Source organism: Peribacillus sp. NPDC006672 (assembly GCF_050274955.1).
GTDB lineage: Bacteria > Bacillota > Bacilli > Bacillales > DSM-1321 > Peribacillus.
Window position 1 is genome coordinate 114547 of sequence record NZ_JBNNOR010000002.1, and the last position, 20791, is coordinate 135337.

At 40.3% G+C, this 20791-nt stretch carries 23 protein-coding genes and 2 riboswitches; of the genes, 9 read left to right on the forward strand and 14 right to left on the reverse strand.

Annotation, left to right across the window (positions count from 1 at the left end; all coding sequences use genetic code 11):
* Window positions 1-78: 78 nt before the first annotated feature.
* Entirely contained in the window at window positions 79-501 is a 423-nt protein-coding gene (locus ACQKKK_RS03870; RefSeq protein WP_427614235.1) for a pyridoxamine 5'-phosphate oxidase family protein, read from the forward strand.
* Between the two features lie 117 nt (window positions 502-618).
* Here the strand turns inward: ACQKKK_RS03870 and ACQKKK_RS03875 are convergent, their stop codons facing one another.
* From ACQKKK_RS03875 to ACQKKK_RS03905, 7 genes are all read right to left on the reverse strand, one after another.
* A complete protein-coding gene (locus tag ACQKKK_RS03875; protein WP_427614236.1) occupies window positions 619-1665 on the reverse strand; it encodes a M42 family metallopeptidase in 1047 nt (348 codons plus the stop codon).
* Between the two features lie 94 nt (window positions 1666-1759).
* Window positions 1760-1897 (reverse strand): hypothetical protein, encoded by a 138-nt coding sequence (locus tag ACQKKK_RS03880; RefSeq protein ID WP_427614238.1) that lies wholly within the window; start codon window positions 1895-1897, stop codon window positions 1760-1762.
* 312 nt (window positions 1898-2209) lie between these two features.
* Entirely contained in the window at window positions 2210-3976 is a 1767-nt protein-coding gene (gene opp4A / locus ACQKKK_RS03885; RefSeq protein WP_427614240.1) for an oligopeptide ABC transporter substrate-binding protein, read from the reverse strand.
* A 17-nt stretch (window positions 3977-3993) separates the two neighbouring features.
* Entirely contained in the window at window positions 3994-4893 is a 900-nt protein-coding gene (locus tag ACQKKK_RS03890; protein WP_427614774.1) for an ABC transporter permease, read from the reverse strand.
* A gap of 22 nt (window positions 4894-4915) precedes the next feature.
* On the reverse strand, window positions 4916-5881 hold the full coding sequence (gene opp4B, locus ACQKKK_RS03895) for an oligopeptide ABC transporter permease (RefSeq protein WP_427614241.1): 966 nt from the start codon (window positions 5879-5881) through the stop codon (window positions 4916-4918).
* A gap of 15 nt (window positions 5882-5896) precedes the next feature.
* Window positions 5897-6823, reverse strand: a complete 927-nt coding sequence (locus ACQKKK_RS03900; RefSeq protein ID WP_427614243.1) for an ABC transporter ATP-binding protein — start codon at window positions 6821-6823, stop codon at window positions 5897-5899.
* Window positions 6801-7826 carry an ABC transporter ATP-binding protein gene (locus tag ACQKKK_RS03905; protein ID WP_427614245.1) on the reverse strand — a complete coding sequence of 342 codons (1026 nt, stop codon included), beginning with the start codon at window positions 7824-7826 and terminating at the stop codon, window positions 6801-6803. The genes ACQKKK_RS03900 and ACQKKK_RS03905 overlap by 23 nt, the downstream gene beginning before the upstream one ends.
* A gap of 493 nt (window positions 7827-8319) precedes the next feature.
* Between ACQKKK_RS03905 and ACQKKK_RS03910 the strand changes: the two genes are divergently transcribed.
* A complete protein-coding gene (locus tag ACQKKK_RS03910; protein WP_427614246.1) occupies window positions 8320-8955 on the forward strand; it encodes a Bax inhibitor-1/YccA family protein in 636 nt (211 codons plus the stop codon).
* A gap of 243 nt (window positions 8956-9198) precedes the next feature.
* Here the strand turns inward: ACQKKK_RS03910 and ACQKKK_RS03915 are convergent, their stop codons facing one another.
* The 4 genes from ACQKKK_RS03915 to ACQKKK_RS03930 form a co-directional block, all read right to left on the reverse strand.
* Window positions 9199-9741 carry an acyl-CoA thioesterase gene (locus ACQKKK_RS03915; RefSeq protein WP_061462186.1) on the reverse strand — a complete coding sequence of 181 codons (543 nt, stop codon included), beginning with the start codon at window positions 9739-9741 and terminating at the stop codon, window positions 9199-9201.
* A gap of 132 nt (window positions 9742-9873) precedes the next feature.
* The gene (locus tag ACQKKK_RS03920; RefSeq protein WP_427614248.1) at window positions 9874-10413 is read right to left on the reverse strand and encodes a M15 family metallopeptidase; all 540 of its coding nucleotides are present in this window, start codon (window positions 10411-10413) and stop codon (window positions 9874-9876) included.
* Between the two features lie 75 nt (window positions 10414-10488).
* Window positions 10489-10971 (reverse strand): DinB family protein, encoded by a 483-nt coding sequence (locus ACQKKK_RS03925; RefSeq protein ID WP_427614250.1) that lies wholly within the window; start codon window positions 10969-10971, stop codon window positions 10489-10491.
* A gap of 503 nt (window positions 10972-11474) precedes the next feature.
* Complete coding sequence (locus ACQKKK_RS03930) at window positions 11475-12176, reverse strand: GDSL-type esterase/lipase family protein (RefSeq protein ID WP_427614251.1); 702 nt, start codon at window positions 12174-12176, stop codon at window positions 11475-11477.
* Window positions 12177-12397: 221 nt separating this feature from the next.
* On the opposite strand from ACQKKK_RS03930, the gene ACQKKK_RS03935 reads away from it, so the two are divergent.
* On the forward strand, window positions 12398-12904 hold the full coding sequence (locus tag ACQKKK_RS03935) for an N-acetyltransferase family protein (RefSeq protein WP_427614775.1): 507 nt from the start codon (window positions 12398-12400) through the stop codon (window positions 12902-12904).
* 71 nt (window positions 12905-12975) lie between these two features.
* Here ACQKKK_RS03935 and ACQKKK_RS03940 read toward each other — a convergent pair whose 3' ends face one another.
* Window positions 12976-13170, reverse strand: coding sequence for an aspartyl-phosphate phosphatase Spo0E family protein (locus ACQKKK_RS03940; RefSeq protein ID WP_427614253.1), 195 nt, complete (start codon window positions 13168-13170; stop codon window positions 12976-12978).
* Window positions 13171-13414: 244 nt separating this feature from the next.
* Window positions 13415-13603, reverse strand: a complete 189-nt coding sequence (locus ACQKKK_RS03945) for a Fur-regulated basic protein FbpA (protein WP_427614254.1) — start codon at window positions 13601-13603, stop codon at window positions 13415-13417.
* A gap of 176 nt (window positions 13604-13779) precedes the next feature.
* A riboswitch (SAM riboswitch) is annotated at window positions 13780-13884 on the reverse strand.
* Between the two features lie 159 nt (window positions 13885-14043).
* Window positions 14044-14147, forward strand: a riboswitch (TPP riboswitch).
* Window positions 14148-14241: 94 nt separating this feature from the next.
* Here ACQKKK_RS03945 and tenA point away from each other — a divergent pair.
* The 5 genes from tenA to thiE are packed head-to-tail and all read left to right on the forward strand — an operon-like array spanning window position 14242 to window position 17666.
* A complete protein-coding gene (gene tenA / locus ACQKKK_RS03950; RefSeq protein ID WP_427614255.1) occupies window positions 14242-14931 on the forward strand; it encodes a thiaminase II in 690 nt (229 codons plus the stop codon).
* A gap of 14 nt (window positions 14932-14945) precedes the next feature.
* Window positions 14946-15467 (forward strand): energy coupling factor transporter S component ThiW, encoded by a 522-nt coding sequence (thiW, locus tag ACQKKK_RS03955; protein WP_427614777.1) that lies wholly within the window; start codon window positions 14946-14948, stop codon window positions 15465-15467.
* Complete coding sequence (gene thiD / locus ACQKKK_RS03960; RefSeq protein ID WP_427614257.1) at window positions 15436-16236, forward strand: bifunctional hydroxymethylpyrimidine kinase/phosphomethylpyrimidine kinase; 801 nt, start codon at window positions 15436-15438, stop codon at window positions 16234-16236. Before thiW ends, thiD begins: the two co-directional genes overlap by 32 nt.
* 1 nt (window position 16237) lies before the next feature.
* Window positions 16238-17053, forward strand: a complete 816-nt coding sequence (thiM, locus tag ACQKKK_RS03965) for a hydroxyethylthiazole kinase (protein WP_427614258.1) — start codon at window positions 16238-16240, stop codon at window positions 17051-17053.
* Window positions 17034-17666, forward strand: a complete 633-nt coding sequence (thiE, locus tag ACQKKK_RS03970) for a thiamine phosphate synthase (protein ID WP_427614260.1) — start codon at window positions 17034-17036, stop codon at window positions 17664-17666. The genes thiM and thiE overlap by 20 nt, the downstream gene beginning before the upstream one ends.
* 37 nt (window positions 17667-17703) lie before the next feature.
* Here thiE and ACQKKK_RS03975 read toward each other — a convergent pair whose 3' ends face one another.
* Complete coding sequence (locus ACQKKK_RS03975) at window positions 17704-18909, reverse strand: MFS transporter (protein ID WP_427614261.1); 1206 nt, start codon at window positions 18907-18909, stop codon at window positions 17704-17706.
* Window positions 18910-19185: 276 nt separating this feature from the next.
* On the opposite strand from ACQKKK_RS03975, the gene ACQKKK_RS03980 reads away from it, so the two are divergent.
* A complete protein-coding gene (locus tag ACQKKK_RS03980; protein ID WP_427614263.1) occupies window positions 19186-20673 on the forward strand; it encodes an aldehyde dehydrogenase family protein in 1488 nt (495 codons plus the stop codon).
* Window positions 20674-20791 lie beyond the last annotated feature (118 nt).

Here is a 20791-nt window from a genome sequence, read left to right on the forward strand (position 1 = left end):
GCAAACAGCAGAATTTTGTTTAACTTAATGAAAAGAGAGGAAAAGTAATAGAGTGAAAAATAAAAGGAGTGTGCAAAGATGAGCCAAAACCAATTAAAAGAAAAAGTATTGAACATCATCCGTGATCATAAAATAGGAGTTTTATCATCTGTAGAAAATAACAAACCACATTCACGCTATATGACATTTTTTAACGAAGAATTGACTTTATATACACCAACGAGTGCAAATACGGAAAAAACTGATGAAATTGAAAAGAATCCAAATGTTCATATCCTGATTGGCTATGAATATGAAGGATTAGGCGATTCTTACTTAGAAATCTCAGGTACCTCGAAAATTAACGATTCACAGGAATTAAAAGATAAATTATGGAATGAGTCATTTGAAAATTGGTTTGACGGTCCAAAAGATCCTAATTATTTAATCCTTCAAATTAAGCCTGAAAGCATCCGATTGATGAACAACAATGGTCAACCTCCACAAGAGTTAACATTATAAATGAATTATTAGCATTCACGAGTATACGACTGAAACTCACGAGTAAAATAAAACTATCGCTAAAAAAGCCAGTTTAAAGCCCGCACTCATATGACTTGAGTGCGGGCTTTTTCACGATTACACCAACTCTGATTGTATATAATGCAAAATCAGATTGGCCGTATGTTTTAATGAAGAGATATGTGTTCTCTCAAAGGCATGGGATGCGTCAATTCCCGGTCCGATTAAACCATGTACGACATCATATCCTGCCCGGATTGCAGCGGAAGCGTCCGAACCATAATATGGATAAATATCGACGCGGTGGTCGACAGCATTTGCTTGGGCAAGGGCGACTAGATGCCGTCGTAATTTATAATGATAAGGGCCTGAGGAATCTTTAGCACAAATGGAAACGCTGTATTCATCCGTCGTTTGGCCATCACCGATCGCTCCCATATCGACAGCTAAATATTCAACTGTTTTCTCTGGGATATTAGAATTCCCGCCATAGCCTATTTCTTCATTGTTTGAAATCAGGAAATGGGTAGTATATGCCAATTTTATCTTTCCGGCGGAAATGAGATCAATAATATGAAGGAGGATGCCAACGCTAGCTTTATCATCCAAATGCCTTGATTTCAAAAATCCTGTAGCTGTCATTTCCACTCTCGGTTCAAAGGAGACAAAATCTCCAACTGAAATGCCAATGGCCTCCGTTTCCGCCTTGGTTTTCACGACAGCATCGATACGGACTTCAATTGTCTCATCATCACGCTTGGCATCCCCGGCATTTTTATATACATGGACAGATGTCTGATTGATTAAAATGGTCCCGGTGATAATGGCCCCATCAGCTGTATGAATTTTGCAGTATTCTCCTTCCACTGAGTTCCAGCGGAAACCACCGATCATTGTCAATTTCAAACGGCCATTCGGCTTAATTTCCTTGACCATAGCTCCTAGTGTATCAACATGTGCTGTCAGCAAACGATGTTTACCATCATCTTCGCCTTTTAATGAAGCAAGTAATGCTCCTTTATTCGTGATCTTGTAAGGGACCCGCCTATTCTCCATGAATTCGGCCGCATATTTAATGACTTGCTCCGTGTAGCCGGAGGGACTGGGTATTGATACTAACTCTTTTATGTAAGATACGATTTCCTTTTCTTCGATAATACTCATACATATCTCTCCTTTCCTCTTTTTTTATTATATCTGTTCCTGCCAACTTTTAACATATAAAGGACCGCCAAATAATGGCGGTCCTTATATCGATCTAACTCATATGGGCCAGAACAGGCAAGATGGCCATGACTAATGTTGTAATGCCATATATCGCCAAATTCTCCATATTCATTTTTCTTTTCCATTTATCGCGCCATACTTTATATCTGCTCATATCTTCGTTTCTCATAAAAAAACCTCCTCCATAATGAAAGTTCAACTTACTTCAACTGTCTTTGCTTGTTGGACATTTCCTTCATATATTCCAAGAAGGTAATTCTCTTTTCGTCTCGATAGGCAACAATGTGATTTCCTCTTCCAGAGGTTTCAGTAAAGAACCAACCGATTCAGTAAAAAATATTTCTAACTCTCTCTTTGTTTCATTAGGATATCTCCCTTCCATCAATATCACCCTTCCAATTACTTACTATTATGTATATACCCTTTGAAACGCAAAAAATCAGCCGCCCATACAGGCAGCCGATTGGATTCATACAATATTTTATTTAGTTACACCTACATTATGCCATTGATATTGTCCAGCAGCTAAATAATCATAGCCAGTGACGCGTTCATTCACTCCAGTCATCGTATAACGGAATAAAGTTGGGATCATTGGCACTTCTTCATGAATCAGTTCTTGCCACTCATTATACGTATCGATCCGATATTGATCATCAAATGCTTCTTCTGAGACACCCTTTGCAAGAAGCTCATCATTTTTTTCATTTGTCCAACGAGTATAGTTATACAGGGCAGTCCTGCCCCAAATACCTGAAGGATCCGGATCTGAAGCAACCGCCCAAGCTGCTTGGTAAATATCAACTTCTTCATTATCCTTTTTCAACAAATCGTAGAATGAGTTGAACTCATGCAAACGACCATCAAGCATTTGAACGTCTAGCCCAACTTGTTGCCATTGTTGGATATAATATTTGGTTAAAGGCTCGGCAATGTCACTTCCGCTCATGGAAGCAAAGTTAAGTTTAAACTCTTTACCGTCTGGATCTTCACGAAGCCCATCCTTATTGGTATCCTTAAAACCTGCATCATCCAACAATTTCTTTGCTTTTTCAGGATCATACTTATAAGGTTTTAAATCTTTATTATTATACTTAAAGTTTGGTGTAATAACCGAGTTGGCAGGGAAACGAAGACCTTTATACATCTTTTCGCCGACTTCTTCATTATTGATAGCATAAGCCATCGCCTGACGAAGACGTTTATCCTGGAACTTCGGATTATCCATGACGTTTTCACCTTTTTTCTCGTCATAATGTCCCATATGGAAACCGATATACGAGTAGGCTAAATCAATTTTCCCTAATATTTGAACATTACCTAATGCCTTTGCTTGGTCATATAAGTCGGGAGTGATTTCAGCTACATCAAGATCTCCTTTTTCTAATGATTTAACAGCAACAGACGGATTCACGACCTTTAAAGTTACACTGTCCAATTTTGGAGCACCGCGCCAGTAATCTTTATTTGCTTCAAATTCAACAGCTTCACCTTGGACGATTTTCTTCACTTTGAACGGACCAAAACCAATAGGCTTTTTACGGATTTTATCTGAAGATTCCATTTTTGCAATCGGAACATCACTTAAATATTCTTTATGAAGCGGGTATACCCATAAGCCTGTCTTAACGGAAGGATTTGCCTCAGTGAAAGTAAACGTGATTTTCTTTCCTTCTACCTTAATACCTGAAATTTTATCGGCTTTTCCTTCATGGTATTCTTTCATCCCTTTAATTTTTTCCATTTGCTCCGGATCATAAACTGGTCCTTTGTAATCTTTGCTTGCAATAACAAGGTATGCATATTCCAAATCTGCGCCCGTTACCGGCTTCCCGTCCTGCCAGTTTACATTGTCCCTAATGTTCAGGGTAAAGGTTTTATAATCTTCTGAAAGCTCGTAGGTAGCGGCTCCTTCATTGTTATATACGTAGTTTTCATCTGTATCCAATAAATCTTCATCATCCATGAAGGTGAAAATTTCGTGGTCTGGCGCACCTTGAGAGAAGGCTTTGTTCAAGATACCTTCAAACGGTGTATCTGATACCAATCCATATGTCAAATGGCCGCCTTCCATCGCTTCTCCTTGATTAGTCGTCTTTGTCGGGAATTTAGAGGTATCAACCTGTTCGACATCTTTCCCCTTTTTCTCTTTCGTTGATGATTTCTCCGTATCATCCGAACATGCAGCAAGCAGCAGTGATGAAATGGCCAATGCGCTTAATACCTTACTGTAGCTTTTGATTTTCATATTATACACTCCCCTTTTTATCCTCTTCTTTGTCTTGCATCGGCGGCGCGTTTTAGCGCTTGACCAACGAAATTTATACTCAGCATCAACACTAAAATCATGAGTGATGCGGGTACCCATATCCACCACTTGTTTTCCAGTACATCTGGATTTTGAGCATAACTGATAAGCGTTCCGAGACTCGGTGTGCTCTCTGGAAGACCGAACCCTAAGAAAGTCAAACTGGATTCTAGGCCAATATTACCTGCTAGATTCAAAATGAAATTGACGATAATCAGTGAACTGATATTTGGAAGAACTTGAAAAATAATAATTTTCCAATGCGGTGTACCCAGCGTTTGGGAAGCATGAACATAATCTAATTCACGCTCTGACAATACCTTCGAACGAATTAGCCTTGCCTTTCCTGTCCATAAAAATAGCGTCATTATCAAAATGAAGACTGTGACATTAAAAGTAGGAACAATCGTAACGAAAACGATGATGAACATCAATTGCGGTAAGGCAATCACGAAATCGATAACCCGCATGATCACATTATCGGTTGCCCCGCCAAAGTAACCAGCAAGAAGCCCTAATGATAAACCGATGATAGCCGTGAATAATGTAATGAACAAACTGATCGTGAATGAATTCCTGGTACCTACTATCAGTTGTCCAAATACATCCCGGCCACCATAATCGGTACCGAGCCAATAGTCTGAAGATGGTTCCAGATAAATGGAGAGGAAATCAACCTTGGCAATTTCTTTGGCATCCATGAAGAAAGCCGCACCATAAACAAACAGCAATATGGCTGCTAATATTATCAATGAGCCCATGGCAAGCTTATCCTTTTTGATTTCCTGCCAGATGATTTTGATTCCTGAAGGGCTTACATCTTTCACTTGTATGTTCTTTCCGGTTTCTACTTTCATTTCCATATGACTCACCCCGCTCCTATTCTATCCGTATGCGCGGATCGACCGCACTAAGTATGATGTCCGAAAGAAGGGTGCCAAGCAGAGTGGCAAATCCCGTCATCATGACGATGGCCGTGACAACGCTGAAATCCCGAAGACTGACTGAACTAAGAAAAAGCTGCCCAAGTCCCGGATAACTGAAAATGGTCTCAATTATGACCGCGCCGCCAATCAATCCAGTAATTTCATAACCTAAGAATGCTGCTATCGGTAAAAAGGAATTTCTAAGGATATGACGTGAATATACTTTTGATTCAGGCACTCCCTTTGAACGAGCAGTCCTGACGAAATCCTTGATTTTATTATCGATGATTTCATTTCGCAAATATTGAATTGTGCTCGTTGTTGCTATTAAGGCCGTACTTAAAGCCGGTAAAATCAAATGATTGATCTTACTTACAACGTAAGCGAATGTTCCTTCATCCACTTTGGAATCGACACTGCCTCCAGACGGGAACCAATCCAGGGCAAATCCAAAAACAAATAACATAATTAACGCAAAGATGAATATCGGTGTACCAAATCCTGCATAACTATAACCCGTAACGGTTTTATCCACCCACGTATCGTTATACCTTCCGCTAAGTATGCCTAACGGGATCGCAAGCATATATGTAAAGATCAGAGTGACCAACGCCAGAAACACCGTGTTCCAAAGCCTGTCTTCGATAACATCCATAACGGGCGTTTTATGTGTATAGGAAATACCGAAATCCCCCTGTACAGCATTGGATGCCCACCTTAAATATTGTTGATACCAAGGGTCATTCAATCCCAATTCTTCCCTGATCCTTTCAAGCTCGGCAGGATTTGCCCTTGGTTTGATTTCCTGGCCTGATAAGGCATCTCCCGGCATTGCTTTGGCCATCATGAAAACGATGATGCTCAATAAAAAGAGCTGCGGGATCATACCTAATAAACGTCTGAGAATAAACTTCCACATATTCTTTCCACCCCCTTATTGTAATGCGACTCTATGTGTTGCCGAGATTGGCTTCAAATCGTAAGCACGTCCATTCTCATCGAAATATTTCGAGTAGCTTGACTCATATTCTGAAGTGAGTTTTTTTCTAAGCTGCACTTTATCCTCGCGAACTTCCGGCTCTAAATCCGGAATGGCGGCAATCAGGCGTTTCGTATAAATATGTTGGGGATTTTCATAGATTTCCTCACTTTTGCCTTCCTCTACCAATCTACCGCGATACATAACGCCCATCCGGTCACACATATGCCGGATTACACCTAAATCATGCCCGACAAACAAATAAGTCAAATTGAACTCCTGTTGGAGATCCTGAAGGAAATTCAATACCTGTGCCTGAACGGAAACATCCAGGGCTGACACTGGTTCATCGGCAATGATCAGTTTAGGCTTCAATGTCAATGATCTGGCAATCCCAATCCGCTGGCGCTGGCCCCCTGAAAATTCATGAGGATACTTGTGAATTGATTCCGGACTGAGCCCGACTTTGTCCAAGAAGTCCTGGACGATTTTCTTTTCCTCCGCTGCTGATAACCGTTGGAAGTTCCTCAGCGGTTCGGCAATGATGTCCAGCACCCTCTTCTTGGGATTCAATGATGAATACGGGTCTTGGAAAATCATTTGGATATCTTTTCTAAATGGTTTAATCTCTTTTCTGCTTAATGATGCTAAATCCCTGCCTTCAAACAGGATCTGTCCGGATGTCACATCATTCAGCTTAACCACTGCCTTGCCTGTCGTAGACTTGCCGCTACCGGATTCTCCGACCAAACCATATGTCTCCCCTTGCTGCAGTTCGAAGGAAACACCGTCCACAGCCTTTACGTGATCGACCACCCTTCGGAAAAAACCGCCTCTTATTGGAAAATGCACTTTTAAATTATCTACTTTGAGTAATGTCATGTGTCGATGCATCTCCTTCAGCTTGAAAATAAAATTCTTTATAGCAGGTACATCGTACAAAATGATCGTTGCCCACATCGTGAAGTCGGGGCGCCTCTTCATGCGCATGTTTTGGTATCCAAGGAATCCTATCCTGGAAACGGCATCCTATCCTATCCATTTTCGCTATCGATGGGACGATTCCCTCAATAACGTGCAAACGGTTTTTCTCGTTTGTAGCCGAAGGAATCGAATTTAATAACGACCTCGTATATGGGTGCAGCGGATTATTGAATATCTCTTTAACAAATCCCGTTTCCACTACCTGTCCGGCATACATGACAACGATCCTGTCAGCGACCTCTGCCACGACGCTCAGATCATGTGTAATTAAGATGATCCCCATTTTTGTCCTGCTTTGGATATCTTTCAGCAAATCAAGTATTTGCGCTTGAATCGTAACATCCAGTGCCGTCGTGGGTTCATCGGCAATGACCAGTGCAGGGTTGCAAGCAATGGCAATCGAAATCATCGCCCTTTGCCGCATACCACCCGAGAGCTCATGCGGATATTGCTTGTACGTCCGTTCAGGATAAGGAATTCCGACTTGTGTCAAAAGTTCTATTGTCCTGTTCTTTTTTTCATCCCTGGAAAGTTCAGTATGGTAATCAAGGTTCTCCTCGATCTGTTTTCCAATGGTCATGAGCGGGTTCAAAGCCGTTAAAGGTTCCTGGAATATCATACCCAATTCCTTACCACGAACTTTGTTCATTTGCATATCATTCAACTTTAGTAGATTTTGGCCTTTATAATTTATGGTTCCTTCGGATTTCGTTCTCTGCTTATTATGTAATTGCATGATAGATAAGGCCAATGCACTCTTTCCACAACCTGATTCTCCAACAACTGCAACAATTTCATTTTCATTCACCGTAAACGAAACATCATCCACCGCTGCATGATATTTGTTACGGATTCGAAATGAGGTAGTTAGGTTCTCTATTTGCAAAATAGCTTTCTTCATCCTTGATCCCCCTAAACTATTTTATCGAGAAAATAACTAATCTTCTGATAATTATCTAAAATTTTAATCAATTTTTTACATTTACACAATAGTTTTTATTCAAAATAAACACATTTATTTCATATTTTATAACTTTAGGAATATTTTTCTGCAATAAAAAATCATTTTCTTTATAACTGTTATACAGTAAAGTTATGAAGCCCGATTATTTGTGCAGAACAAATATTATTAAATTTATTATCTTTAAATAACTATCGTAAAGTTCATATCTATTTATTGAACTTATCGATTTACATACCTTAATATGATTCAGAATGAAAATATTTTAATATTTCAGAAAAATTAGTTTAATTGTGAGGATATCATAAAAAAGGTAATTATTTCATATATATTTCAATACTTTCGAAAAAACAACTAAATTTATTAAATGCAATGAAACCTTTTTAAAACAGATTCGTAGAAATCGGTAGCAAATAAATGATGAGGTGATTGAATGTATTCACAAACTGTACAAACATATATGCCTTCCGTCATGAGGACGTTCGCGTTATCTCTTGCAGTTTCCGTTTTAGGGATGGCTCTCGGCACTCTTGTTCCGCCATCCTTGTTTCTTCCCTTAGCGATCCTTGAAATAACCATGTTGATTGGAGCATTCATCATGCGGAGGAAAAAATCTATCGGGTACACATTCTTGTATAGTTTTACATTAATTTCAGGAATAACCACCTATCCAATCATTGCACACTACCTAGCCGCTGCAGGGGCAAATGTAGTGATCTTAGCCGGTATTACGACGACAGTTGTATTTGGAGGACTGGCGGTTTATGCGACAACCACCAAAAGGGATCTTTCTTTCTTGGGAGGAATGTTATTTGCGGCCTTGCTTGCTTTAGTGGTCATTAGCCTTTTCAACATTTTCTTTCCATTAAGCTCTACAGCCATGCTTGTCTTTTCATTTATTGGTATTTTAGTTTTCAGTGGTTATATTTTATATGATTTCAATCGAATGAAGCATTACGGGGTAACAGCCGAAGAAGTACCGCTCATGGCCTTGAATCTATATCTTGATTTCATTAACCTTTTCATTAACATCTTACGTTTCTTTGGTATTTTAGCAAGTGATGACTAATAAGATGGTATGATCAATCTTACATGGTAACAGAAAAGACGCTTGGTTGATCCAAGCGTCTTTTCACGTATGTGCCCCATATGGGTAAAAAACATCTATCAGGTATTTTATATCATCAAAACCAGTTCATGTGAGTGCCCCAAAAATTGATGTTTTTGAACACCTGGCAATGAAGATTGAGAGCAAATCACTATGTAATTTGAACTCAATCTTCATTATATGAACTGCTGAAGGGACCATATCTTATTTATATAATCCTGGATTTGATTGATCGGTCCATGGCAGTTTCACACCGAAAGTACTTGCAATGAACTGGGTATCTTCTCTTCTTTTTTTCCTTATTTGGGCCCGTTGTTTTGCCGATTCATTTAAATTCATTTCCATCTCTGTTTCGGGAACCAAACGCGGAACCGGTATTGGTTTACCTACTTCATTAATGGCAACAAAGGTCAAAAAGGAAATGACGCATAAATTCCGATCTCCTGTAACTAAATCCTCTGCAATCACCTTGACGATGATTTCCATTGATGTTCTGCCCGTATACGTCACGAAGCTTTCAAGGCAAACTGCATTTCCTTCGTGAATAGGGTGCAGGAAATCGACAGAATCAGTTGATGCCGTCACGACGTTGCTTCTCGCATGCCGCATTGCGGATATAGCCGCTACATCATCAATGTATGCCATTAATTTGCCTCCGAACATCGTACCAATATTATTTGTATCCGGCGGGAGGACAAGGCTTGTTTTTATGACCAAAGAATCCCGGCAATGTTTTATTTCTTCCATGGTGACTGCACTCCTTTATGTCTGATTTCTCACTAGTCCACTTTATCGAATTCTTACCTGTAAAGCAATATACATGCTTATTTTCCTGCTATTATTCAAAATTATTCGGCCTTAAAATAAATCGCCACACTTTCACTGCCCTTTTGGTTGCTTGCCTTGTTGCAGCTCACGCAGGCTCACGCCAAATGTCATTTGTAAATGAGGATAATCCTTAAACCCTGCCCAATCCCCGCCCCAATCAAAACCTAACCCTTTAGCGATGGCTACGACTTCCATCCAATCCGACTTCCCATTATGATTGCCGTCATAACCCATATCCCAAATGGCCTCGCCTTGTTTGTTAAGGAGGGCAAAATCTATCGCCAAACCGAAATTATGAAGCGACTCCCCACCTTTTGCATTCGTAACGATGTTCCCCTTGGTTAATCTGCCTTTTTCATAGAGTTCATTTTGCTCGGCTAATGACCGGAACCCCGCCGTAATGATTACCGGGATGCCTTTTTCATTAGCCTGTTGAATGAGTTCATCTTTTTTTTCGGCGACGATCGGATTAAGCTCGTCAGTCAGTTTGATTTCATCTAGATCAGGCGGAAGCATATATTTGAACAAGAGCCCCAACAATAAGCCGAAAAAGCCCAATACCAAACATGTCCTTACCCAAGTAGCTTTCACTGAAAAAATCCTTCCTTTACGAATAACTGTCAGAAAGTGAAAAACTCAACCAAAGGCGGATGAGTTTTTCTTCTATTATAACTTTGATTTCAATTCTTCTATTTGCATTAAATGCCGTTTTTCATGAAGTCCCACAAACGTAATCCATTGCTTCAAGCTTAATTCTTTAAACAAAGGGTGGGGAAAAGACTTTTGTTCGAGATCATTTAGTTTTGCATGATTAACGACTTGTATAAAGGCTTTGCGGGATTCGGACAACTTATCCTTAACCTCACTCAAGGTTTGGAATGCTTCTGACGGAAGGACAAATGGCGGGGCCTGAACCTTCACTTCTCGATTTAAAGTAAGCTCGATCGGTTTATCCACAGGTGTAATGCTTTCATCGCTTTTCAATTTATCGGCAATTTTCCTTGTTAAGGCCCTCTCCATTAAATATAAATGATCCAATACCTGAATGATGCTCCAGCGTCCTTCTTCAGGATGGGCGTTCAATTGTTCATCCGATAGTCCGCTGACCGCAATTAAAAGTTCTTCCCTGATATTTTCATTTTCATTCATTTTTAGCATCTCCTCTTATGGACTGCCTAACCTCCTTTAATTATTCCATTTTCTATATGAATGTGTAAAATAATAATGCTTTTTGAAGAAACGAACCGATTAAAAATTGTCTTTTTTTTGAAAAGCTCTATGATCGTCATAAAGGTAAAATTCACCTAATACAAATGACTTTCAAAATTCCATACAGCTCCAAATATTCCCGTTACTGGTGATAACCAAAAATAACTCGGAACATTTGATTCAGGAAGCATTGTAGCCTTTATTGATAAATCGGACTTCCATAGTCATTGCACATCGTTTATCAACCGTTCATGATGCCGATCAAATTATCCTGTTCTTGAAAAAGGTCAGGTTCATGCAAAGGAACACATGAACAGTTATTGCAAACAACGGCAGATACAAGCAGCTCCATGACTTGCAGTTCCCTCAATTAAAAGCCATATCAAATTCTAGCGCCTTATCAAGTCAAAAATGCACAGAAGGCCATCTGTGCATTTTTAATTTCATTTGAAATGATAACTTTCCAAAATCCGATTCGTAATGAGCTGATATCCCTTTTCATTCGGATGAATCTTATCACTGAAATACTCGGATTTCTTTTTATTCTCAAAAAGATCATTTGTAGGAATGAATACCATCCTTTTATCCTTTTTCGCTATTCCCATTATTGATTGGTTATAATCTTGGATGTGCTTTTCAAGTTTTTGATTGTCTTTAATCGGGTTATACAGTCCTACTACAAGTATATCCGCTTTATCATTTGCCTTTATCAGCGTTGAAGTAATTTTATCCAGATGGTTGATATACTCCCGTTTACCCTCATCGATTTTTCGATCACTTATTTTCTTCAAGTCCCCGCCGTTACTATTGATCAAGTCATTGGTTCCAATATAAACGATGAAAGTATCGGCTTTATCAAGTTTTGATTTAATGCGGTAATCATCAAGCTGATTCATGACCCCATCCGTTTCCTGGCCTTTTATGCCGTAATTCCAAAAACTCACTTTTTGTTCCGATTCCGGATTATTCAATTCATCCTCCAGACCTTCTACATATCCCTCCCCATCTTTATCCCCTTTTCCATAGGTTAACGAATCTCCAAAAGCCATTACCCTTTGCACATCTTTCGACTCCGTGGCCTGAAATTTATATGCAGCAAAACAAATAACTAGTACTATAATTAATAAACCTGCTACTTTTTTCATTGGTTTCTCCTTTTGTCTATTTACTATGAAGTATTTCATCTTATTTAAATACCCAAAAACCAGTAGTCTTAACATACAAAAATGAATTGTCAGATAAATAGTAAAGAGTGTATGATAATATAAAACTTTCAATAGATTTGGTTTCATTCACCGTCCCTTTATGCGGGATGATACCCTTTATTCTGGAGATTGAATATAAATGATAGATAGGAGTTTAAATGATGGCAGAGCACATAGAGTTTAGGGAGGCAGCACTTTCGGATTTACCCAGAATCGTTGAAATATATAATTCGACAATTGCTTCAAGAATGGTCACAGCAGATACGGAACCTGTATCCGTACAATCGAGGGTTAAATGGTTTGAGGAACATCATTCAGAAAGTCGACCGCTATATATCATTACTATAGAAGGGCAAACTGCCGGATGGATGAGCTTTCAATCTTTCTATGGCCGGTCAGCTTATGATTCTACGGCCGAAATCAGCATTTATATCGATGATTATTTCCGGGGAAAAGGCATCGGACAAATTTCGATTCAAAAGGCAATTGAAGTGAGCCCTAAGTTAGGGGTAAAGACTTTATTAGGTTTCATTTTTGCCCACAATACACCTAGCCTGAAGCTCTTTTCAAAATTCGGGTTTGAAAAATGGGCAAATTTACCTCGGGTTGCCGAGCTCGATGGCATTGAAAGGGATTTGATTATACTTGGTAAACGTGTCGATAATTAAAGATATTCATTTAAAAGCTATTGCCTTGAGCAGTAGCCTTTTTCAAATTAAACGAGGACGAAATGGAGAGTTTAGAAATACCTATATACTTTCTTAAGGGAAAAATATTCAGAATCTCTTTTATTTGTTAACGCATTCAACAGCGTATCCAATTCTTGGCTTGCTTGAACAGTTAGAAGACTTGTTAAACCATAAATTGCCGCCAATTTGATCATTTCTTGTCTCTTCTCTTCTACTTTTTCTACAATTACCTTCTGGCAAAGCATCAAGCCACCTCCCATTTATTCAATATTTTTACACCTTCATCATAATGAAACTTATAGTTAAAATCAACTATTTATCAGAAATTAAATGTGTACTTTTATAGTTAAAATGTAACAAAAAGCCTATTTAATTCTCTAAATATGTATATATTGTGTCATCCCCTATATAAACATAAATAAAAAAAGCATCCACAAGTGTAGACTGCGAATGCTTACAACATCTTCCAAGATTATTGTCTATCGCTTACTATGTCATCCATTCCGAAGGAGACTCGTTATTAGGTCTATTAATTACAATCTTATATTCATCTTCAAGTACTTTTAACGAGGCATCATAAAGGTGCCTTTCATCAGAGGTTTTGTATACTCCATTGGCCAATAACTCTTCAATAAGCACTGCCTTCCTCTGTTCAATCCTCTTAAATAATTCTGCCATGTAAATGGCTCCTTTCCTAGTCATCATAGAGCCCGCTTCTAGTTGAGCTAAACTGTATTAACCGGTTTGATTTCACAAAATTATATATACCTTTTCTAGTATGCCACTAAACGTTATTCCACAAAAAGAAAAGCCTCTTCTAATTCAAGAAGAGGCTTACAGTGTCCGTACGGCTCTTCTTATCTTCCAAGCAAATGCTTGTTGGATTTAGCACAGTTCCCAAAATGGGTCTGCTGCCGAGGTTTCTTTGGGCCAAGTCCCTCCACCTCTCTGGATAAGAATTCAATATATAAAAGATGTAGAAATGATTTTATCCCAATAAACATCAAAAGTCAATTACCTGGTTCTGCCTTTTTACTTGCCATAAATGGGTTTCCCCTTTCAAAATGCGGGTTGCATTTTCTCGTCTTTCTGATATGATGTCAGTAATTACATACAATTCACACCACTAGGGGAGTCTTTTTTAGACTGAGATGGAATTAGTTCCGGACCCTTTGAACCTGAACCGGCTCATACCGGCGGAGGGAAGTGGATGATATCGTCTATTTGCAGACTTTATCCATCTACCCCGTTCCGTATTCAGGAGCGGTTTTTTTTATGGATGTAAATAGAGGATCCATTCTAAAGGAGGATGAACAATGGAGAATACTAAATTAGAAACCTTCAGTGAAAGACTTCATGAACGGGCAAAGGAAATTTGGAAAAGGAACCATTCACACCCCTTTGTCCAGTCAATTGGAAACGGCACGCTTCCGGAAAAGAAATTTTCCTATTATTTGAAGCAGGACTATATCTATCTCATTGATTATTCCAAACTCTTTGCTTTAGGTGTCATCAAAGCTCATAATACCGAAACCATGGCAAAGTTTTCCAGCATTTTAAACGAAACCCTTCAAGTAGAAATGGATATCCATCGGCAATATGCCTCGGAATTCGGAATCAGTCCCAAGGAATTGGAAGATACAGAACCTACGCCTACCACTTTAGCCTATACAGGTTACATGCTAAATGCAGCTCAGCATGGGACTTTGGCAGACTTGATCGCCTGTCTCCTGCCCTGCGCTTGGGATTATTATGAAATCGGTTTGCTATTAAAAGAACAAAATGGAGCAGCATTGGAAAACAATCGCTACGCAGATTGGATAAGGTCCTATTCATCTCCTGAATTCGGGGAAGCACACAAATGGCTGATCGCTTTGTTGGAAGAATTGACGGAAGGTATGCCTGAGAAGGAACTTCTGAGATTAGAAAAGCACTTTTTGGTGACTTCCCGATATGAATATTTATTCTGGGATATGGTTCAAAATGAACAGGATTGGCCACTGTAGGTATTGGCATGATGATGAATCCAATCAAGAAAATGACGTTGACTGCCATGATCACGGCTATAACGACTCTGACCAGTTCATTTATTTTCATCCCTGCAGGATTTGCAAAGGTCTTTCCTATTCAGCATCTGGCAAATGTCATGACTGCCGTTCTATTGGGGCCAGCTTATGCTGTGACACAAGCTTTTTTAGTTTCCATCATTAGAAACCTGTCTGGTACCGGTTCAATTTTTGCCTTTCCCGGGAGCATGATCGGTGCACTTTTGGCTGCCGTCCTTTATCGAAAAACACAAAGTTTGAAATTCGCTTGTCTAGGGGAAGTGATTGGGACCGGCATTCTCGGATCCCTATCCTGTTATCCACTTGCAATCCTCCTATTGGGGGAAAAAGCTGCTCTTTTTGGTTTTTTACCAGCTTTTATGCTTAGTTCATTCGCAGGTGCGTTTTTAGCTTTCATATTACTTAAAATACTTCTAAAAAATAATTATATGAAGGGGATTTTTTATGAAAACAGCATTAACCATCGCAGGCTCTGATTCAGGGGGAGGCGCTGGAATACAAGCGGATTTAAAAACATTTTCTGCACATGGTGTCTTTGGAATGTCTGCCATCACAGCCGTAACCGCACAAAATACAATGGAAGTCCGTTCAGTACAGCCAATTGAAACAGCAATCATTTCAGATCAAATAGCAGCTATCTTTGAAGATATTCCTGTTGATGCAGTAAAAATAGGCATGCTTGGATCAAAGGAAATCGTGGAAACAGTCGCTGCGTCCCTTAAAACCTTCATGCCTGCCATCGTTATCCTTGACCCTGTCATGATTTCCAAAAGCGGCCACCATTTGCTCGACGAAAAGGCTGTCTCTGCCTTAAAAATGGATTTGCTTCCGATTGCAACACTTGTAACCCCAAATGTACCGGAAGCGGAAGTGCTTACTGGCTTGTCAATTCGAACGAAACAAGATTTTTACAGGGCATGCATCTCCATTCAAGAACTGGGTCCTAGAGCCGTTTTACTTAAAGGAGGCCATGCAGCAGGAAATCCAAACGATCTTTTTTATGATGGAACTGATTTCCATTGGATCAATGGAGAGCGCATTCATACAAAAAACACACATGGTACTGGCTGTACCCTATCATCTGCCATTACATCCAACCTGGCAAATGGACTTCCATTGCAAGAGTCGATTGAACAGGCCAAGATCTATATTTCCGAAGCGATACGTAATAGCTTTTCAATCGGTAGGGGCCATGGACCTGTCCATCATTTTCATTCATTTTCAAAAAAGAACGGAGTGACTTAATATGAAGGTTGCTGCAGCTGATTTATTCGTGAAGGTAAGAGAAAGAAAACCACTCGTTCACCAAATCACCAACTTTGTTACGGTCAACGACTGTGCAAATGTCACCCTTGCCATCGGTGGCTCACCTGTAATGACATCGAGTCCCCGTGAAGTGGCGGATATGGTTAAATTAGCGGATGCATTGGTCCTGAATTTCGGTACGATTGATGATAAAGCCTTGGAAGCAATGGAAATTGCCGGCAAGACGGCAAATTCCCTAAATATCCCGGTCATTTTGGACCCAGTGGGAGTGGGGGCAACCTCCTATCGGACAGAGCAAGTCACAGAGCTCCTAAGTAAGGTTACTTTTCAAATCATTCGCGGAAATGCGAGTGAGATCCTTCGATTGATGGGTGAGGGTATCGTTACACGCGGAGTTGATTCAGGGGAACTTGCAATCAGCAATGCAGAGCTGGCTGCACGAGCAGCAAATAAATTGAATGGTGTCGTCGTAGTCAGCGGAGCGAAGGATGCTGTTAGCGACGGAAAACATACGTCAATTATTGACAACGGGAACCTCCTTTTAACTAATGTTACTGGTACCGGATGCATGGCCACCGCTCTTATCGGCACCTTTTCCGGAGTCACGGACGATTTCTATTCTGCGGCAGTTGCCGGTATCTCGACCATGAGCATTTCAGGGGAACTGGCGGCTGCAAAACTTCAAAAAGATGAAGGGATAGGAACGTTTCGAGTGCGATTAATGGATGCAATATCAAGAATGGATAAGGAAATCTGGATGCATGAGGTGAAAATAAATGAAGAAGTCCCAAATTGATTTAAGTCTATATTTAGTCACGGAAGAGTCCATAGCAATAGAAGAATTGACCAAAATCATTGCAGAATCGGTTTCAGGAGGAGTCTCGATCGTACAACTTAGAGAGAAAAACAATTCCTCCCTCTCCTTTTATAAAAAAGCTTCTGCATTAAAACAGTTATTGAGCGAGCTGTCCATTCCCCTTATCATTAATGACCGGGTAGATATAGCACTCGCTGTTGAAGCGGACGGAATTCATATTGGGCAAGATGATCTTCCACTGCCTGTCATCAAACAAATGGTTCCTGACGATATGATTGTCGGTGTTTCAGTCTCCACACTTGAAGAAGCTCTCGAAGCCGAACGAAATGGAGCAGATTATATCGGAGTCGGTTCCGTTTTCCCTACGAAGACCAAACAAGATGCAACGCTAATGGCAATTGAAGATCTGGAGGGAATTTGCCGCAGCGTATCGATTCCCGCCGTAGCAATCGGGGGTATCACAGCCGATAACATTTCCTCACTTTCGGATAGCGGGCTATCCGGTACCGCAGTCGTTTCAGCAATCATGAATGCAGATAGTCCGAAGATTGCCTCAGAATTCCTTTTAAAAATAATAAAAGACTTTAAATAAAGAAAAGAGGGGGCTAAAATTAGTCCCCTCCCTTTGCTTATGTCAAAACGGTATTCTTTGTTTCCTTCCCAAAAGCCACGGCAACGGCTCCCACTAGAATAGCAATTGTAAATATGGTGAAAATCGTTGAAATCGGGGTACCGGCAGCAACTAGATACCCTACAAGCAATGGCCCCAGGACTCCGCCAATCCTGCCGATACCAGCAGCTAGCCCTGTACCTGTACCGCGAACTACAGTTGGATACTGCTCAGGTGTATACGCATAAAGCGCACCCCATGCCCCTAAGTTGAAGAAAGATAGGAACATTCCAGAAACTATCAGCAGTGCCAACCCCTCTGCCGATCCAAAGAAAAAGGCACTGATGGCCGTTCCAATTAAGTATGTGATCAAAACGAATTTACGCCCCATCTTCTCTATCAGCCATGCAGCTGAAAAATAGCCCGGGAGCTGTGCAAGTGTCATGATCAAAACATATTCAAAGCTTTGAATCATACTGAATCCTTTTAAGACCATCACACTTGGCAGCCATAAAAACATCCCATAATAAGAAAAGACCACGCAAAACCAAAGAATCCACAAAACAAGGGTCTGGCGAGAATATTCCTTTTTCCAGACACTTTTCATGTTGCTTATTACTGTTGGTCTCTGCTTCTTTTCAAGTTCCGTAAATTTCGGTGAATCTGGCAGTTTCAAGCGCAGATACAGTGCATAAAAAGCGGGAACTGCGCTTAATATCAACGCAACCCTCCAACCATAAACCGGAATAATGAAATAGGAGATGAGTGCTGCCAATATCCAGCCAACCGCCCAAAAACTTTCAAGGAGGACGACGACTCTTCCCCTTTTACTAGCATCAACACTTTCAGAAACCAATGTCGATGCAACCGGAAGTTCGCCTCCAAGTCCCATTCCAATCAAAAATCGCAATATCAAGAACAAGCTGAGTGTACCGATTGCAGCAGACAGGCCACTTGCAATCGAAAACAATAATAATGTAATGATAAAGACATTCTTGCGTCCGACCCTGTCAGCCATCGCACCAAAGAAAACGGCTCCGACTGCCATTCCTATAGAGTTTATGCTCCCTATCCAGCCAACCTGTTCACTGGTTAGGTTCCATTCCTGTTTCAAAGCAACTATAATGAAAGAAAGCATACCGACATCAAGTGCATCGAACATCCATCCAAGACCCGCAACACCTAGTAATTTACGCTGCGATATCGTTTTTTCATTATTTCCCATATATTCCTCCTGAAGAACTTTAGACCCTCTAGTTATTTTATCCCTATTCATTTTAACTATTAACTTTAATTTCCGCTAGAGTATTTACACATGTCATGACAAAAAACTTAATCGTTTATAAATGAAGAATGAATCTTGATCGGAATATTATGTCGAATGATAAAGATTGAATATTCCCTTTTTTTCATTTATCATAAAAATTGGCATAAATCATAGCGTTATCAAATAAGTCATCATGTTTTGCCCAAGATAATCATTTTATTCAGGAGGGTACTTATGACAAATCTAACGTTAGAAGTAAGTGGAAAGCTGCAAAAATTTTTAACAGGACCAAAAAAGCTCTATATTAATGGTCATTTTGTAGAAAGTGCTTCAAAAAAAACCTTCTCCACTCCTAATCCTGCTACAGGACAAAAACTTGCCGAAGTATATGAAGCAGATAAAGAAGATATCGACTTAGCCGTCAAAGCTGCACGCAAAGCTTTCGATGAAGGCCCTTGGTCAAGGATGAGCGCAGCTACCCGCAGCAGGCTTATGTATAAACTGGCAGATTTAATGGAAGAAAATAAAACGGAACTTGCTCAATTGGAAACGCTGGATAATGGGAAACCAATCAGTGAAACTACCAATGCTGACATTCCTTTAGCTATTGAACATATGAGATATTTTGCTGGCTGGTCCACCAAGATTGTTGGACAGACCATTCCGGTAAGCGGAAATTACTTTAACTACACAAAACACGAGGCTGTTGGTGTTGTGGGACAAATCATCCCATGGAACTTTCCGCTTCTTATGGCGATGTGGAAACTTGGAGCGGCACTTGCTACAGGGTGTACGGTCATATTAAAGCCTGCTGAGCAAACACCGCTTTCCGCACTTTACTTGGCTGAATTGTTCGCTGAAGCCGGTTTCCCTGATGGGGTCGTCAATATCGTTCCCGGTTTTGGTGAAACCGCTGGACAAGCACTTGTCGACCATCCGCAAGTAAATAAAATTGCATTTACCGGTTCGACTGAAGTTGGAAAATTGATCATGCGTTCCGCTTCATATTCATTGAAACGGGTCACATTGGAACTTGGTGGAAAATCCCCAAACATCATCCTACCCGATGCGGATTTCTCAAAAGCCATACCTGGAGCTTTGAATGGGGTCATGTTTAACCAAGGGCAGGTATGCTGTGCAGGATCCAGGGTTTATATTCAAAAGAAACATTATGACAATGTTGTTGCCGATATGGCCAGCCATGCAAAAAACATCAAACAAGGGGTAGGTTTAGATCCAAGCACTCAAATTGGACCGCTTGTTTCCCAGGAGCAGCAAAATCGAGTAATGGGCTATATTGAAAAAGGGAAAAACGAGGGCGCGGAAGTTCTTGTCGGCGGAAACAAACCGGGTGAACAAGGCTACTTTGTTTCTCCTACCATATTCGCTGGTGTTGAAGAGGAAATGACCATCGCTAAAGAAGAGATTTTCGGGCCGGTCATTGCCGCAATGCCATACGAGGATTTAGACGATGTCATTAACCGCGCTAATGCCAGTGAATATGGATTGGCTGCTGGCTTATGGACAAGCGATTTAGCCAATGCCCATTATGTTGCCGGAAAACTCCGTGCTGGTACAGTGTGGGTGAACTGTTATAACGCTTTCGACGCGGCTTCCCCGTTCGGCGGTTACAAACAATCAGGAATCGGACGTGAAATGGGATCTTATGCACTTGATAACTATTCGGAAGTGAAAAGCGTCTGGATCAATTTAGGTAAATAATTTTTTGAATATGTAGAAAGGGGGTCTCAAAGAGACCCCCTTTCTTTCAGTCCGTGATGAACTGAGGAATAATGAAATTATTGCGACTATTCGAACCTTTCCGATAGTCTTTTCTTCT